Raw genomic sequence first — 14,781 nt, forward strand, 5'->3', positions numbered from 1 at the left:
ACTGAGACACCGCTTTCGCGAGCAGGCTCGCTCCCACAGGGGTTATGGGGTCGCTTCAGAGGACCCGGTGTAAAGCCGGATAATCTCATCAATCTCCCCTGACATTTTCATCCGCAGCAACGTGCGCAATATCCGTTGCACCGGCACCTTCGGATCATTCCTCACATAGCAACCCACTTTCTGCTCCTGCAAAACCGCCACCCCTTGCAACTGTTGCTCAGGGAGCAGGCGCTGGTTAAACCAGTCCAGCGTCCACTGATTGCTCACTGCATAGCGATAACGCCCGGCCAGCAGTTTCTCCAGCACCTGCTCCTGATTGCGCGCATCTTCACGTTGCAGCCGATCCGCATCAAACAGCGGTTGCAGGGTAGGGTAGGTGTAGCCTAGAACGGTGCCGATGGATTGGCGGGGCAAATGCGCGGGGACGACACTGGCAGGTTGATCCTTGCGGCTGATCAACAGATCGCGCTGGAAGAACAACGGCAGACTCCAGATGTAGTCCCCCGACTGATTTGGCAGCCATGACTGTGCGGCATAGCAGCGCACGTCGATCTCGCCGTGTTCCATGGCGGTCTGCACGCGGGCGCGGGGCAGGACGTGAAACTCGGCCGGTACACCGACCTGCGTGGCCAGGCTGAGCATCAGGTCGTAGAGAATGCCTTGGGTCGGTCGGCCGCGTTCGAATTGCACCATCGGCATCGCCCAGCTGTCGGGCATGGCGAAGCGCAGCGGGGTTTCCGCTGCCGTCACGTTCAGGCTGATTCCCAGCAACGCCCCTAAGGCCCACCGCATAAACGCTCCGGTAATTCCCGATCCCGAGCCGATAAAAGCCTCTGCTCATGCAGCTTAGCCATATTAGACGAGGACACCGGATGCAATTTTGCCCTTGCTCCGCTAGCATTAGCCGCTTCAGCTTCCTTCGTTGCGACGGTTTTCGATGAGTTATCAGGTTCTTGCACGTAAATGGCGTCCGCGCTCGTTCCGCGAAATGGTCGGCCAGACCCATGTGCTCAAGGCTCTGATCAATGCCTTGGACAGCCAGCGGCTGCACCACGCGTACCTGTTCACCGGTACGCGCGGGGTGGGTAAAACCACGATTGCGCGGATCATTGCCAAATGCCTGAACTGTGAGACAGGTATCACTTCCAGCCCGTGCGGCGAGTGTTCGGTGTGCCGTGAAATCGATGAGGGGCGCTTCGTCGACCTGATCGAGATCGACGCCGCGAGCCGCACCAAGGTCGAAGACACCCGCGAACTGCTCGACAACGTGCAGTACGCGCCAAGCCGTGGGCGCTTCAAGGTCTACCTGATCGACGAAGTGCACATGCTCTCCAGCCATTCCTTCAATGCGCTGCTGAAAACCCTCGAAGAGCCGCCGCCGTACGTCAAGTTCATCCTCGCGACCACTGATCCGCAGAAACTTCCGGCAACGATTTTGTCGCGCTGCCTGCAGTTCTCGCTGAAGAACATGACGCCGGAGCGTGTGGTCGAGCATTTGACCCACGTTCTCACTGCCGAAAACGTACCGTTCGAAGACGATGCACTGTGGCTGCTCGGTCGCGCCGCTGACGGTTCGATGCGTGACGCCATGAGCCTCACCGATCAGGCGATTGCTTTCGGTGAAGGCAAGGTTCTCGCTACCGACGTGCGGGCGATGCTCGGCACGCTGGATCACGGTCAGGTCTATGACGTCCTGCATTCATTGATCGAAGGCGACGCCAAAGCGTTGCTCGAAGCCGTGCGTCACCTGGCCGAACAAGGCCCGGACTGGAATGGCGTGCTCTCGGAAATTCTTAATGTGCTGCACCGCGTGGCCATCGCCCAGGCGCTGCCGGAAGGCGTCGACAACGGCCATGGCGACCGCGATCGCGTATTGGCACTGGCGCAGGCCTTGCCGGCCGAAGACGTGCAGTTCTATTACCAGATGGGCCTGATCGGCCGCCGCGATTTACCGCTGGCGCCGGACCCGCGTGGTGGCTTCGAAATGGTCCTGCTGCGGATGCTGGCCTTCCGGCCGGCAGATACGGCAGACGCACCGAGGCAACCGCTAAAGCCAGTGGGGATCAGCCAGGCCACAGTTGATTCCGCAAACTCCGTGGCTGCCGCGCCTAAACCTGCGCCGGTAGTCGCTGCGGCTGTTGCGCCCACGCTTGCTGCAGCGCCTGCGCCAGTGGCTGCACCTGCACCTGCACCTGCACCGGCTCCCGAGCCGGCGCCGGTTGCTCCTGTTGCTGCGCCAGAACCTGAGCCAGCGCCTCTCGTCGCTGAAGAAGTCGTCGACCTGCCGTGGAATGACCCGGTAGAACCCGAAGCTGAACCCGAGCCTGCGCAGCAACCCGCCGTCGAACCAGTGTTGGAAACCACCGCCGAGCAACCCGAGTTGCCGCCGATGCCGCTGCCGACCCCGGACAGCGTCGTTCCGGAGGCGCCTGAGTGGGCCGCGGCGCCGATTCCCGAGCCGTCGGTCGCCGACGTCGATGCCGCCACCCCGGGCATGGACCTGGACGACGAGCCGCCGCTGGATGAGGATTACATCGAGCCGGACATCGATTCGGCCTACAGCTACCTCGACGAACTGGCCAGCGAACACGCTGCCGAGCCTGCCCCGGAACCCGAGCCAGAGCCGGCTGCGGCGCCGGCCACAGGTCTGGCGTTGCAGTGGCTGGAGCTGTTCCCGAAACTGCCGATCTCCGGCATGACCGGCAGCATCGCCGCCAACTGCACATTGATCGCCGTCGATGGCGACCATTGGCTGATGCACCTCGACCCGGCGCACAGCGCACTGTTCAACGCCACGCAGCAGCGTCGTCTCAACGATGCCTTGAACCAGTTCCACGGTCGCACGCTGAGCCTGACCATCGAGCTGATCAAGCCCGAGCAGGAAACCCCGGCCCAGGCCGCGTCCCGTCGGCGCGCCAACCGTCAGCGCGAGGCGGAGGAGTCAATCCATGGCGATCCGTTCATCCAGCAGATGGTTCAGCAGTTCGGCGCGGTGGTGCGAAACGATACTATTGAACCTGTCGACGCCTTGGTCACCCAAGGCTAATAACTGAAGGTGCCCGGCCGCGCTGGCCGGGCGCTGTTTTGATCCAAGTACTTTTGAGGTGATTCCCATGATGAAAGGTGGCATGGCCGGCCTGATGAAGCAGGCACAGCAGATGCAGGAAAAAATGGCCAAGATGCAGGAAGAACTGGCCAACGCCGAAGTCACCGGTAAGGCCGGCGGCGATATGGTCACCGTGGTGATGACCGGTCGCCACGACGTCAAAAGCGTGAGCATCGACCCAAGCCTGGTTGAAGGCATGAGCGAAGATGACAAAGAAATGCTGGAAGCGGTCATCGCCTCCGCCGTCAACGACGCAGTGCGCAAGATCGAAAAGAACAGCCAGGACAAAATGGGCAACATGACCGCTGGCATGAACCTGCCAGCCGGTATGAAACTGCCATTCTGATTCGCCAACCGGCGGCAGATGAGCTACACAAAATGCCAGGCATTGCGCCTGGCATTTTTGTTTCTGGCCCTTGGAGGTGCGGTGTCTTTGAGGCCGCCTTCGCGAGCAGGCTCGCTCCCACAGGGGAACGCTTTCCAAATGTGGGAGCGAGCCTGCTCGCGAATGAATCCACCTCGGTACAACTGAATAAACATCGAACGCGCAAAAGCCTCAACGGTCTGCTCCCTATACCCGCTGAATTAACCCTTCACAGGAGACGCTGACATGTCCGACTCTCTTACCCTCAACCAACGCTTCGTCCTCGCCTCGCGGCCGGTTGGCGCGCCGACCCCGGAAAACTTCCGCCTCGAACGCGAAGCCTTGCCGGATCTGCAGGACGGTCAGGTATTGTTGAAAACCCTGTACCTGTCCCTCGATCCCTACATGCGCGGGCGCATGAGCGACGCACCGTCCTACGCCGCGCCGGTACAAATCGGTGAAGTGATGACCGGCGGCGCGGTCAGCCGTGTCGAGGATTCACGTCATCCGAAATTCCATAAAGGTGATCTGGTGGTCGGCGCGACCGGTTGGCAGAGCCACAGCATCAGCGATGGCCGTGACATCATCCCGATCCCTGCCGGGTTGCCGAGCCCGTCGATGGCGCTGGGTGTGTTGGGCATGCCCGGCATGACCGCGTACATGGGGCTGATGGACATCGGTCAGCCGAAAGAAGGCGAAACGCTGGTGGTGGCGGCTGCGTCCGGCGCGGTGGGCTCGGTGGTCGGCCAGGTGGCAAAGATCAAAGGGCTGCGCTCAGTCGGCGTGGCCGGCGGTGCCGAGAAGTGCAGGTACGTGGTCGAAGAACTGGGTTTCGATGCCTGCATCGATCACAAAGCCGCCGACTTCGCCGAGCAATTGGCCAAGGCCTGCCCCGATGGCATCGACATCTATTACGAGAATGTCGGTGGTCATGTCTTCGATGCCGTGGTGCCGTTGCTCAACCCCAAGGCGCGCATTCCGCTGTGCGGCCTGATCGCCGGTTACAACGCCTCCGAAGCGCCAAAAGGCCCGGATCGCCTGCCGATGCTGCAACGCACGCTGCTGACCAAGCGCGTGCGCATTCAGGGCTTCATCGTGTTCGACGACTACGGTGATCGTCAGCCGGAGTTCATCAGCCACATGGTGCCGTGGGTACGCGATGGCAAGGTGAAATTCCGCGAGGACGTGGTCGAAGGCCTGGAGCAGGCGCCCGAGGCATTTATCGGTCTGCTCGAGGGGCGCAACTTCGGCAAACTGGTGGTGAAGGTCGCCCAGGACTGAGTATTTGACGCTGGCCAGAGGCGCGGGTATAAACCGCGTCTCGTTGTTTTGTCGGACTTTTTATCCATGAGCTTCAGCCCTTTGATTCGCCAACTGATCGACGCCTTGCGCACTTTGCCGGGCGTGGGGCAGAAAACCGCCCAGCGCATGGCGTTGCAGATGCTCGAGCGTGACCGCAGCGGCGGCTTGCGCCTGGCCCAGGCCCTCAGCCAGGCCATGGAAGGGGTCGGTCACTGCCGTCAGTGCCGCACGCTGACCGAAGACGATCTGTGCCCGCAATGCGCCGATACCCGCCGTGACGATACGTTGCTGTGCGTGGTGGAAGGGCCGATGGATGTGTATGCGGTCGAGCAGACCGGTTTCCGTGGCCGCTACTTTGTGCTCAAGGGGCATTTGTCGCCGCTCGATGGCCTGGGGCCTGAGGCGATCGGCATTCCGCAGTTGATGACGCGGATCGAAGAGGCGGGCACGTTTACCGAAGTCATCCTCGCGACCAACCCGACCGTGGAAGGTGAGGCGACGGCGCATTACATTGCTCAGCTGTTGAGCAACAAAGGCCTGATCGCCTCGCGGATTGCCCACGGCGTGCCGTTGGGTGGTGAACTGGAACTGGTCGATGGCGGCACGCTGGCGCATTCGTTTGCCGGGCGTAAACCGATTTCTCTCTGAATTTGCAGTGTCTGAGCTGACGCCTTCGCGAGCAAGCTCGCTCCCACATTGGTTTTGTGTCATTCACAAATCCCCTGTGGGAGCGAGCTTGCTCGCGAATGGGGCGACTCGGTTTGGCTGATTCACACAATTGAGTTGAAAACCAAGCAAGCGCTCGGTTAAGTTCGGCGAACCCTTCCGTGGAGCTCGCCCATGCCTGCCTTTCAGGAATACTTCGACCCCAGCCACCAATTGGTCCGCGACAGCGTCAGACGTTTCGTCGAACGCGAGATCCTGCCGGACATCGATCAGTGGGAAGAAGCCGAAAGCTTTCCCCGTGAGCTGTACCTGAAGGCTGGCGCGGCAGGCATCCTCGGCATGGGTTATCCGGAAGCGCTGGGAGGCAGCCATGCAGGCGATCTGTTCGCCAAGGTCGCCGCGAGTGAAGAGTTGATGCGCTGCGGCTCTGGCGGCCTGGTAGCGGGGCTGGGATCGCTGGATATCGGCCTGCCACCGATCGTCAAATGGGCCCGTCCCGAGGTGCGTGATCACGTTGTGCCGCAAGTGCTCAGCGGCGAAAAGATCAGTGCCCTGGCCGTCACCGAACCCGGCGGCGGCTCCGACGTCGCCAACCTGCAAACCCGCGCCGTGCGTGACGGCGATGTCTATCGCGTCAGCGGCAGTAAAACCTTTATCACCAGTGGCGTGCGCGCCGATTTCTACACCGTCGCGGTACGCACCGGTGCGCCGGGGTTTGGCGGCATCAGTCTGCTGCTGATCGAGAAGGGTACGCCGGGCTTCACCGTTGGCCGTCAGTTGAAAAAAATGGGTTGGTGGGCGTCGGACACGGCTGAGTTGTTCTTCGACGATTGCCGCGTGCCTGCAGAAAACCTGATCGGCGCCGAGAACATGGGCTTCGCCTGCATCATGGGCAACTTCCAGAGCGAACGTCTGGCGTTGGCGCTGATGGCCAACATGACCTCACAGCTTGCACTGGAGCAAAGCCTGAAGTGGGCGCGCGAGCGCGAAGCGTTTGGCAAGCCGATCGGCAAATTTCAGGTGATCAAGCATCGCCTCGCCGAAATGGCGACTGCGCTGGAAGTCTCACGCGAATTTACTTACCGGCAAGCGGCGAAGATGGCGGCGGGGCAGAGTGTGATCAAGGAAATTTCCATGGCGAAGAACTTTGCCACGGACACCTCGGACCGGATCACCACCGAGGCAGTGCAGATTCTTGGTGGGCTGGGTTATATGCGCGAAAGTCTGGTGGAGCGGCTGTATCGGGATAACCGCATTCTGTCGATTGGCGGCGGGACGCGGGAAGTGATGAACGAGATCATTAGCAAGCAGATGGGGCTATAGGTTTCGGCGTCAGACTGCCGGACCCTTCGCGAGCAAGCTCGCTCCCACAGTTGGAATGCGTTCCCTTGTGGGAGCGAGCTTGCTCGCGAAAGCGTCCGGGAGGGCGCTACTTATTTATCAGTCAGGGCAAACTGCGTCAGGCAGAAGCTAGGAATGCCCATGTCCTCAAGCCGCTGCGAACCACCCAGCTCCGGCAAATCAATAATCGCCGCCGCCTCATGCACCCGTGCGCCCATGCGGCGAATCAGGTTCGCGGCGGCGATCAACGTCCCGCCCGTGGCAATCAAATCATCGAACATCACCACCGAATCGCCTTCACACAGGCTGTCGGCGTGCACTTCCAGGAACGCTTCGCCGTACTCGGTTGCGTAACCTTCGGCCAGTACGTCCGCCGGCAGTTTGCCTTGCTTGCGGAACAGCACCAGCGGCTTGTTCAACTGATAGGCCAACACCGAGCCGATCAGGAAGCCACGGGCATCCATCGCGCCGATGTGGGTGAAATCAGCTTCGACGTAGCGGTGGGCGAAACTGTCCATCACCAGGCGCAGAGCCGTCGGCGACTGAAACAGCGGGGTGATGTCGCGAAAGATCACGCCCGGTTTCGGGAAGTCGATCACAGGGCGGATAAGCGATTTGATGTCGAAGGAGTCGAAGACCATCGTCGAGGTGTCCTGGCAGGGCTGCAAACGGCGCAGTATACCCGCGGCTGAAACGCTTCGCTCAACCGCGGATCGAGATCAGCCTTCGATCGAGCCACCGGCCAGCGCGCAGAGCTGGATCGGGTCGAGGATGTGAATCTCTTTGCCCTCGGCGGCGATCAGTTCGTTCTGCTGAAAACGGGTGAAAACCCGGGACACGGTTTCCACCGCCAGACCGAGGTAGTTGCCGATTTCATTGCGCGACATGCTCAGACGGAACTGGTTGGCCGAAAATCCGCGAGCGCGGAAGCGGGCCGAGAGGTTGACCAGGAAGGTAGCGATGCGCTCGTCGGCGGTTTTTTTCGACAGCAGCAACATCATTTGCTGGTCGTCGCGGATTTCCCGGCTCATGACGCGCATCAACTGGCGGCGTAGCTGCGGCAGTTGCAGGGCCAGTTCGTCGAGACGTTCAAAAGGGATTTCGCAGACCGAAGTGGTTTCCAGTGCTTGGGCGGAGACCGGGTGTTTCTCGGTGTCCATGCCGGACAGGCCGACCAGTTCGCTCGGCAGGTGGAAACCCGTCAACTGCTCTTCGCCGCTGTCGCTGAGGCTGAAGGTCTTCAGGGCGCCGGAGCGTACTGCATAAACGGAATCGAACGTGTCGCCCTGGCGGAACAGGAACTCGCCCTTTTTCAGCGGGCGGCCGCGTTTAACGATTTCGTCCAGCGCATCCATGTCTTCCAGATTCAGAGAAAGTGGCAGGCAGAGAGGGGCCAGGCTGCAATCCTTGCAATGGGCCTGGTTGTGAGCGCGCAGTTTAACTGGCTCGGACATTTCTTGGATCCTTGTGGGAAAACACACATAAGCCGTAAGGGTAACTCACGGGAGGACATTCAGGCCAGTCTGGGGCGACTTTGCCCTACAGCCATAAAGCCACAGGGCCAGCAGCCGATAAACAGGTATCAAAGTGCATACAAGGAACGATTCGATGGCCGCGATTGGTACGCTGGGCCCCGCTAGCAGCGACGTTGCGGCAACGCCGGAAGCGTTTAAAGTTGCGTCCGGCAATGCACGCGATCCAGGTTCGCCCGAAGAGGCAACCCCGACCTTGGTCGAGGGCGTCAAAGTGTCGCTGTCCGGCGCATCGATCGAAAAGGCCGCCAGTATTGGTGGCGAGAACAGCGACATCGAGAACAGTGGCCTGCCCGAGAACATCCAGCAATTGCTGAAGATGATCCGCAAACTGCAAAAACAGATTGCCGAGAAAAAGGCACTCATCGAAGCGGTCATGGCCGACAAGCGCCTTTCCAACGAAGAAAAGATCATCAAGGCTGCCGCGCTGCGAGGCGCTATCGCCGCGTTGAATACCGGCCTGATCACGGCCAATCTGGCTTTATCCAAAGTGGTCGGCCAGTCCGGGTTGACCGCGGATCAGAACCTGAGCGTCGGTTCGTTGCTGACGAAAAACTAGATCACCCGCGAGAAGCGCTGACGGTTCTGCTGTTCCAGGTAGGCATCGAACACCATGCACACCGAGCGCACCAGCAGACGACCCGCCGGCAACACGTTGATCCGCTCGCGATCCAGCACGATCAGGCCATCACTGGCCATACCCTGCAACTGCGGCCACAGCGCGCCGAAATAGCCCTGAAAATCGATGTTGAACTGCTGCTCGATCGCGGCGAATTCCAGGCTGAAATTGCAGATCAGTTGCTGAATCACCGCTCGGCGCAAGCGATCATCGGCGTTACACACCAGGCCCCGGCTGGTCGCCAGTTGTGCGGCGGCGAGGGTGTTCTGGTACTCGTTGAGATCGCTGCTGTTCTGGCAATACAGGTCGCCGATCTGGCTGATAGCCGAAACGCCCAATCCGATCAGGTCGCAATGGCCGTGAGTGGTGTAACCCTGGAAGTTGCGTTGCAGGGTTTCTTCTTCCTGAGCAATCGCCAACTCGTCATCGGGCAGGGCGAAGTGATCCATGCCGATGTAGCGATAGCCGGCGGCGCTGAGCTGCTCAATGGTGCGCTCAAGCATTTCCAGCTTCTGCGCGGGCGCCGGTAACTCATTGCCGTTGATCCGTCGCTGCGGCATGAAACGCTCGGGCAGGTGCGCATAGTTGAACACCGAGAGCCGGTCCGGTTGCAGGCTGATGACTTCTTCAACGGTGCGGGCGAAATTTTCCGGGGTCTGTTTGGGCAAGCCGTAGATCAAATCGATATTGATCGAGCGAAATTGCAGAGTACGCGCAGCATCGATCACCGCGCGGGTTTCTTCCAGACTTTGCAGGCGATTGACCGCGCGCTGCACCGCTGGATCAAGGTCTTGCAGGCCGATGCTGACCCGGTTGAAACCCAGTTCGCGCAGCAGGCCCATGGTCGACCAGTCGGCTTCACGCGGGTCGATCTCGATGCCGTAATCGCCGGAGTCGTCGTCGAGCAGATTGAAGTGTTTACGCAGGTGCGCCATCAACTGGCGCAGTTCGTCGTGGCTGAGAAAGGTCGGCGTGCCGCCGCCAAAGTGCAGTTGCTCGACTTTCTGGGCCGGGTCGAGGTGGCAGGCGATCAACTGGATTTCCTGCTCCAGCCGCTGCAGGTAGGGCAGGGCGCGACCACGATCCTTGGTGATGACCTTGTTGCAGGCGCAGTAGTAGCAAATGTTCGCGCAGAACGGCACATGCACGTAGAGAGACAACGGGCGCAGGGCCTTGCGGCTGTCGCGCAGGGCATGAAACAGGTCGAAGGTGCCGACCTGACTGTGAAATTGCACGGCCGTCGGATACGAGGTGTAGCGCGGCCCCGCCAAGTCGTAGCGGCGGATCAGATCAGAGTCCCAACGAATGGCGTCGAGCATGCGGGCATTCCCCCGGATAGGCTGGCAGTGTGGGCGAGTCTATAGGGCGGCGGCGATGGGGCTTTTGATTTGCATCAACGGGGAGAAGTGTGGTGTTAGTGCGGGCCTCTTCGCGAGCAGGCTCGCTGCCACATTGGATCGGTGGTGCAACACAAATCCCCTGTGGGAGCGAGCCTGCTCGCGAAGGCCGCGCCGCCGATCTAATGGCCCATGAGCCAATGCTGATGTGGGCCGGGTAATGTCCAGATCCCGAACAGGATCACCAGCAGTCCACCCGCCATGCGCACGCTGCGTTTGCGCAAAATGGCAGTCACGCGTTCCGCCGCAAGCCCCGTCGCCAGCAAAACCGGCCAGGTGCCGAGGCCGAACGCGAGCATCAACAACGCACTGTCCAGCGCATTGCCCTGACTCGCCGACCACAGCAATGTGCTGTAAACCAGTCCGCACGGCAGCCAGCCCCACAACGCGCCAAGTAGTAACGCGCGCGGCACACTCGACACCGGCAGCAAGCGGTTGGCCACCGGTTGAATGTAACGCCACAGCCCGCGCCCCAAACTTTCAATGCGCGTCAGCCCACTCCACCATCCGGCCAGATACAAACCCATGGCGATCAGCAACAACCCGGCCAGCACACGCATGAACAATGCGGCTGGACTGTTCGCCACCGCCCATCCCGCCAGCCCGATCAGCAAGCCCGCCGTGGCATAACTGAGGATTCGGCCCAGGTTATACGCCAGCAACAAGCGGAAACGTCGGCTGCGCTGTTCCTTGGGAATCGCCAGGGTCAGCGCGCCCATCAAACCGCCGCACATGCCCAGGCAATGACCGCCACCGAGCAGGCCGAGGATCAATGCCGATATCAGCAAGGGCGCCAGTTCAAGCATGAGGTGGGGCCTTGTCGTCCGGTTTGTCGGGGTTGGCTTCGTCCACGGCGGCGGTGTGGTTCGGATCCTGATCATCGAACAGGATGCTGTGCGCCGGGCCGTCGAGGTCGTCGTACTGACCGCTGTCCACCGCCCAGAAAAAGATGTAAACGGCGATGGCCACGATCAGCAGGGCGGCCGGGATCATCACGTAGAGAGCTGGCATCTGTACTCCAGGTGCCCGCGCGGCTCAGGCCGGCAGCGGGCGGGTGTGCGATCGGGTGCTGGCGGGCGGCGGACTCGGCAGGCGAGTCAGGCGCAGGGCATTGAGCACCACGGTCAACGAACTGATCGACATGCCGACGGCGGCCCACACCGGAGTGATCCAGCCGAGGGCGGCGAACGGCAACATGAGGCCATTGTACAGCGCCGCCCACAGCAGGTTCTCGATGATGACCCGACGGGTCCGCCGCGCCAGCGTGAAGGCTTGGACCAAGGCGTCGAGGCGGTTGGACAACAACACCGCATCGGCACTGGTTTTCGCCAGATCGGTGGCCGAACCCATGGCCACGCTGATGTCGGCCGCGGCGAGTACCGGCACGTCATTGACGCCGTCGCCGAGCATCAGCACTTTGCGACCTTCCTTGTGCAACTGTTGCAGGACTTGCAGCTTGTCGTCCGGGCGCAGACCACCGCGAGCCTCGTCGATGCCGAGTTCCGCCGCCACACTGGCGACCATCGGCGAGCTGTCGCCGGATAACAACAGCGTACGCCAGCCACGTGCCTTGCACGCGGCGAGCAGCGCGGGGGCGTCATCACGCAAGCGGTCGTCGAGAACGAACCACGCCAGCGGCCCTTGAGTGTCGCCGAGCAGCAACCATTGGCCGGCCTCGTTCGGCATGGCGGGCACGTTTGCACCGCTGAGGGCGCAGACAAATTCTGCCTGGCCGATGCGCAAACGCTGTCCGCCCACCAAGCCTTCGAGGCCAAGCCCCGGCGTGCTGTGGACTTCTTCAGCGGCCAGCGGCGCACGGCCGAAGGCGCGGGCAATCGGATGTTCCGAACGGTTTTCCAGTGCGGCGGCAAGGCTCAGGCATTCATCGCTGTCGCGCGCGCCGAGCGGGCGAATCGAGCGCAGCACCAGTCGGCCTTCGGTGAGGGTGCCGGTCTTGTCGAAGATCACCGTGTCGATTTGATTCAAGCCTTCCAGTACGTGACCTCGGGTCAGCAGCAAACCGAGTTTGTGCAATGTCCCGGTGGCTGCGGTGAGCGCGGTCGGTGTGGCCAGCGACAGCGCGCACGGGCAGGTCGCAACGAGCATGGCGAGGACAATCCAGAATGCGCGCGATGAATCCAGCTCCCACCAGAGCAGGCCGATGGCCGCGGCGGCAATCAGTGATAACAGCAAAAACCATTGCGCGGCGCGGTCGGCGATTTCCGCCAGTCGCGGTTTTTCCGCCTGGGCGCGGTCGAGCAGACGGACGATGGCCGACAGGCGCGTGTCTTGGCCCAGCGCCTGAACTTCCACGGTCAACGCGCCTTCGACATTGAGCGTGCCGGCAGTGACCGTGTCGCCGAGGGTACGCGGTTGCGGCAGGTATTCGCCGGTGAGCAGCGATTCGTCGATGCTCGATTGGCCGTCGATGATCCTGCCGTCCGCCGGCAGAATCGAGCCGGCCTGCACCAGAATCCGCTCGCCGAGGCGCAGTTCGCTGAGCAGGATGCGTTCGCTCTGGCCGGCGGCATCAAGGCGCAGGCAAGAGGCAGGCAACAGATTGACCAATTGCGCGGTGGCGGCAGCGGTGCGTTCGCGGGCACGGCGTTCGAGATAGCGGCCGGCAAGCAGGAACAGTGCAAACATCCCCACCGCGTCGAAATACAACTCGCCGACCCCGGTGATCGAGGTCCAGATCCCGGCAATGTAGGCACTGCCGATCGCCAGCGACACCGAGACATCCATGGTCAGGTGGCGTGTGCGCAGATCGCGCATCGCGCCTTTGAAGAACGGCGCGCAACTGTAGAACACGATCGGTGTGGTCAGGAACAGCGCGACCCAGCGCAGGATCGTGTGCAACTCGGGGCTGAGGTCGATGTTGAATTCCGGCCAGGTGGCCATGGTCGCCATCATCGCCTGGAACCACAGCAGACCGGCGACACCGAGTTGGCGCAGGGCCAGGCGGTTTTCGCTGGCCAGTTGCTCGCTGGCGCGATCGGCCTGATACGGGTGGGCGGCGTAACCGATGTGGCGCAGTTCGGCGAGCACTTGGCTCAGCGGCAATTGCGCGTCGGCCCAGCGCACATGCAGGCGATGGTTGGACAGGTTCAGCCGCGCTTCGGCCACGGCGGGCAGAGTGCGCAGGTGTTTTTCGATCAGCCAGCCGCAGGCGGCACAACTGATGCCTTCCATCAACAGGGTGGTTTCGGCTAGTTCGCCTTCATGGCGGACGAAGGGTTGCTGCACATCGGCGCGGTCGTACAGCGCCAGTTCATCGACCAATTGCACCGGCAATGCTTCGGGGTTGGCCGAGGCTTCGCTGCGGTGTTGGTAATAGCTTTCCAGACCGCCGGCGACGATGGCTTCGGCCACGGCCTGACAGCCCGGGCAGCAGAATTCGCGGGATTGCCCGAGTACGACGGCAGTGAAGCGGCTGCTGGACGGGACCGGCAGGGCGCAGTGATAGCAGGGGAGTGGGGTGGTCATGGCATCGTTGAGGGGTTAAGCCCTTGCATTGGGGTTGTCCGCTTGCCCTCACCCCAGCCCTCTCCCGGAGGGAGAGGGAGCCGATCGGTGTGAGCCGGAAAAACTGGTTCAGTCGACTGGATCTTTACTGTCATACACAAAACGTGCAAACGCTCGAGATCAGTTCCCTCTCCCGGAGGGAGAAGGAGCCGATCGGTGTGAGCCGGAAAAACTGGTTCAGTCGACTGGATCTTTACTGTCATACACAAAACGTGCAAACGCTCGAGATCAGTTCCCTCTCCCGGAGGGAGAAGGAGCTGATCGGTGTGAGCCGGAAAAACTGGTTCCGTCGACTGGATCTTTACTGTCATACACAAAACGTGCAAACGCTAGAGATCAGTTCCCTCTCCAGGGGGAGAGGGCTAGGGTGAGGGGGCTTTTGAAGTTGTTTACTTCTTCAAGTCTTCGGCACCTTGCAGCGGTTCATCACCCAGCAGCAGATCCTTGTCATGGTTAACCAATTCTTCCTCGAACATCCGCCAGACGTGATCATCCTGACTGCCCAGCAACTCGACAAACCGGCGACCTTCAACTTTGTCACCCAATTGACCGATGTAACGCCCGGTTTCAGTCTCGCTGCGGGTCAGGACAATCTTGCGATCCTTCTCCGGCTGCGTCGGTGAAATCAGGTTCAGCTCCAGGGTCTTTGGCTGACTGTCACCGCTCAAGCGCAAATCAACTTCACCGGTCACGTCATCCAGATGCACAGCGGCGCGCATTTTCAGAGTCTGTGCCAACAGTTCACGGTCCAGCGAACGGTTGATGCCTTTGCCGGCCTCGTAGTAGTTGTCGTTGACCAGGTTGTCCGGGTTGTTCACCGCAATGGTCACCATGGACAGGGTCAGGGTCACCGAACAGGCCAGAATCCCGATGATGATCCATGGCCAAAGGTGCTTGTACCAGGGACTTGCGGCGTTTGCTGCGGGCAT

At 61.3% G+C, this 14,781-nt stretch carries 14 protein-coding genes; 6 read left to right on the forward strand and 8 right to left on the reverse strand.

The genetic code is table 11. From position 1 onward, the window contains the following. Positions 1-42 precede the first annotated feature (42 nt). A complete protein-coding gene (locus HU754_RS10625) occupies positions 43-792 on the reverse strand; it encodes a substrate-binding periplasmic protein (RefSeq protein WP_186623414.1) in 750 nt (249 codons plus the stop codon). A 145-nt stretch (positions 793-937) separates the two neighbouring features. On the opposite strand from HU754_RS10625, the gene dnaX reads away from it, so the two are divergent. The 5 genes from dnaX to HU754_RS10650 all read left to right on the forward strand — a co-directional run bounded on the left by dnaX (position 938) and on the right by HU754_RS10650 (position 6,761). Further along, positions 938-3,046 carry a DNA polymerase III subunit gamma/tau gene (dnaX, locus tag HU754_RS10630; protein ID WP_186623413.1) on the forward strand — a complete coding sequence of 703 codons (2,109 nt, stop codon included), beginning with the start codon at positions 938-940 and terminating at the stop codon, positions 3,044-3,046. 67 nt (positions 3,047-3,113) lie between these two features. Further along, positions 3,114-3,452 carry a YbaB/EbfC family nucleoid-associated protein gene (locus tag HU754_RS10635; RefSeq protein ID WP_016984747.1) on the forward strand — a complete coding sequence of 113 codons (339 nt, stop codon included), beginning with the start codon at positions 3,114-3,116 and terminating at the stop codon, positions 3,450-3,452. 264 nt (positions 3,453-3,716) lie between these two features. Continuing rightward, the gene (gene curA, locus HU754_RS10640; RefSeq protein ID WP_186623412.1) at positions 3,717-4,751 is read left to right on the forward strand and encodes an NADPH-dependent curcumin/dihydrocurcumin reductase; all 1,035 of its coding nucleotides are present in this window, start codon (positions 3,717-3,719) and stop codon (positions 4,749-4,751) included. 66 nt (positions 4,752-4,817) lie between these two features. Next, positions 4,818-5,420, forward strand: a complete 603-nt coding sequence (recR, locus tag HU754_RS10645; RefSeq protein ID WP_007918335.1) for a recombination mediator RecR — start codon at positions 4,818-4,820, stop codon at positions 5,418-5,420. A gap of 192 nt (positions 5,421-5,612) precedes the next feature. Beyond that, positions 5,613-6,761 (forward strand): acyl-CoA dehydrogenase family protein, encoded by a 1,149-nt coding sequence (locus tag HU754_RS10650; protein ID WP_186623411.1) that lies wholly within the window; start codon positions 5,613-5,615, stop codon positions 6,759-6,761. Between the two features lie 110 nt (positions 6,762-6,871). On the opposite strand, the gene HU754_RS10655 is transcribed toward HU754_RS10650, so the two are convergent. Together HU754_RS10655 and fnr are read right to left on the reverse strand one after the other, a co-directional pair. Next, complete coding sequence (locus HU754_RS10655) at positions 6,872-7,420, reverse strand: adenine phosphoribosyltransferase (RefSeq protein WP_034152844.1); 549 nt, start codon at positions 7,418-7,420, stop codon at positions 6,872-6,874. A gap of 78 nt (positions 7,421-7,498) precedes the next feature. Next, complete coding sequence (gene fnr, locus HU754_RS10660) at positions 7,499-8,233, reverse strand: fumarate/nitrate reduction transcriptional regulator Fnr (RefSeq protein ID WP_007918332.1); 735 nt, start codon at positions 8,231-8,233, stop codon at positions 7,499-7,501. A gap of 154 nt (positions 8,234-8,387) precedes the next feature. Between fnr and HU754_RS10665 the strand changes: the two genes are divergently transcribed. Beyond that, positions 8,388-8,870 (forward strand): hypothetical protein, encoded by a 483-nt coding sequence (locus tag HU754_RS10665; protein WP_186623405.1) that lies wholly within the window; start codon positions 8,388-8,390, stop codon positions 8,868-8,870. Here the strand turns inward: HU754_RS10665 and hemN are convergent. The 5 genes from hemN to HU754_RS10690 all read right to left on the reverse strand — a co-directional run bounded on the left by hemN (position 8,867) and on the right by HU754_RS10690 (position 14,781). Continuing rightward, the gene (gene hemN, locus HU754_RS10670; RefSeq protein WP_186623403.1) at positions 8,867-10,249 is read right to left on the reverse strand and encodes an oxygen-independent coproporphyrinogen III oxidase; all 1,383 of its coding nucleotides are present in this window, start codon (positions 10,247-10,249) and stop codon (positions 8,867-8,869) included. The two genes, HU754_RS10665 and hemN, sit on opposite strands and share 4 nt — an antisense overlap. Positions 10,250-10,449: 200 nt before the next feature. Continuing rightward, the gene (locus HU754_RS10675) at positions 10,450-11,133 is read right to left on the reverse strand and encodes a sulfite exporter TauE/SafE family protein (RefSeq protein ID WP_116255246.1); all 684 of its coding nucleotides are present in this window, start codon (positions 11,131-11,133) and stop codon (positions 10,450-10,452) included. Next, positions 11,126-11,338: a cbb3-type cytochrome oxidase assembly protein CcoS gene (gene ccoS, locus HU754_RS10680; protein ID WP_093431851.1), complete on the reverse strand. Its 213-nt coding sequence runs from the start codon at positions 11,336-11,338 to the stop codon at positions 11,126-11,128. The genes HU754_RS10675 and ccoS overlap by 8 nt, the downstream gene beginning before the upstream one ends. 24 nt (positions 11,339-11,362) lie before the next feature. Beyond that, a complete protein-coding gene (locus HU754_RS10685; protein ID WP_186623401.1) occupies positions 11,363-13,813 on the reverse strand; it encodes a heavy metal translocating P-type ATPase in 2,451 nt (816 codons plus the stop codon). A 428-nt stretch (positions 13,814-14,241) separates the two neighbouring features. Next, entirely contained in the window at positions 14,242-14,781 is a 540-nt protein-coding gene (locus HU754_RS10690) for a FixH family protein (RefSeq protein ID WP_093431857.1), read from the reverse strand.

It is taken from the genome of Pseudomonas zeae (assembly GCF_014268485.2).
Lineage (GTDB): Bacteria > Pseudomonadota > Gammaproteobacteria > Pseudomonadales > Pseudomonadaceae > Aquipseudomonas > Aquipseudomonas neuropathica.

What these genes read in the sequence shown, in the direction of transcription:
- recR (WP_007918335.1), top strand. Translation starts at nt 4,818, where the DNA reads ATGAGCTTCAGCCCTTTGATTCGCCAACTGATCGACGCCTTGCGCACT.
- HU754_RS10635 (WP_016984747.1), top strand. Translation starts at nt 3,114, where the DNA reads ATGATGAAAGGTGGCATGGCCGGCCTGATGAAGCAGGCACAGCAGATG.
- HU754_RS10690 (WP_093431857.1), bottom strand. Translation starts at nt 14,781, where the DNA reads ATGCCCGCAGCAAACGCCGCAAGTCCCTGGTACAAGCACCTTTGGCCA.
- HU754_RS10665 (WP_186623405.1), top strand. Translation starts at nt 8,388, where the DNA reads ATGGCCGCGATTGGTACGCTGGGCCCCGCTAGCAGCGACGTTGCGGCA.
- HU754_RS10675 (WP_116255246.1), bottom strand. Translation starts at nt 11,133, where the DNA reads ATGCTTGAACTGGCGCCCTTGCTGATATCGGCATTGATCCTCGGCCTG.
- ccoS (WP_093431851.1), bottom strand. Translation starts at nt 11,338, where the DNA reads ATGCCAGCTCTCTACGTGATGATCCCGGCCGCCCTGCTGATCGTGGCC.
- dnaX (WP_186623413.1), top strand. Translation starts at nt 938, where the DNA reads ATGAGTTATCAGGTTCTTGCACGTAAATGGCGTCCGCGCTCGTTCCGC.
- HU754_RS10650 (WP_186623411.1), top strand. Translation starts at nt 5,613, where the DNA reads ATGCCTGCCTTTCAGGAATACTTCGACCCCAGCCACCAATTGGTCCGC.
- HU754_RS10625 (WP_186623414.1), bottom strand. Translation starts at nt 792, where the DNA reads ATGCGGTGGGCCTTAGGGGCGTTGCTGGGAATCAGCCTGAACGTGACG.
- hemN (WP_186623403.1), bottom strand. Translation starts at nt 10,249, where the DNA reads ATGCTCGACGCCATTCGTTGGGACTCTGATCTGATCCGCCGCTACGAC.
- fnr (WP_007918332.1), bottom strand. Translation starts at nt 8,233, where the DNA reads ATGTCCGAGCCAGTTAAACTGCGCGCTCACAACCAGGCCCATTGCAAG.
- HU754_RS10685 (WP_186623401.1), bottom strand. Translation starts at nt 13,813, where the DNA reads ATGACCACCCCACTCCCCTGCTATCACTGCGCCCTGCCGGTCCCGTCC.
- curA (WP_186623412.1), top strand. Translation starts at nt 3,717, where the DNA reads ATGTCCGACTCTCTTACCCTCAACCAACGCTTCGTCCTCGCCTCGCGG.
- HU754_RS10655 (WP_034152844.1), bottom strand. Translation starts at nt 7,420, where the DNA reads ATGGTCTTCGACTCCTTCGACATCAAATCGCTTATCCGCCCTGTGATC.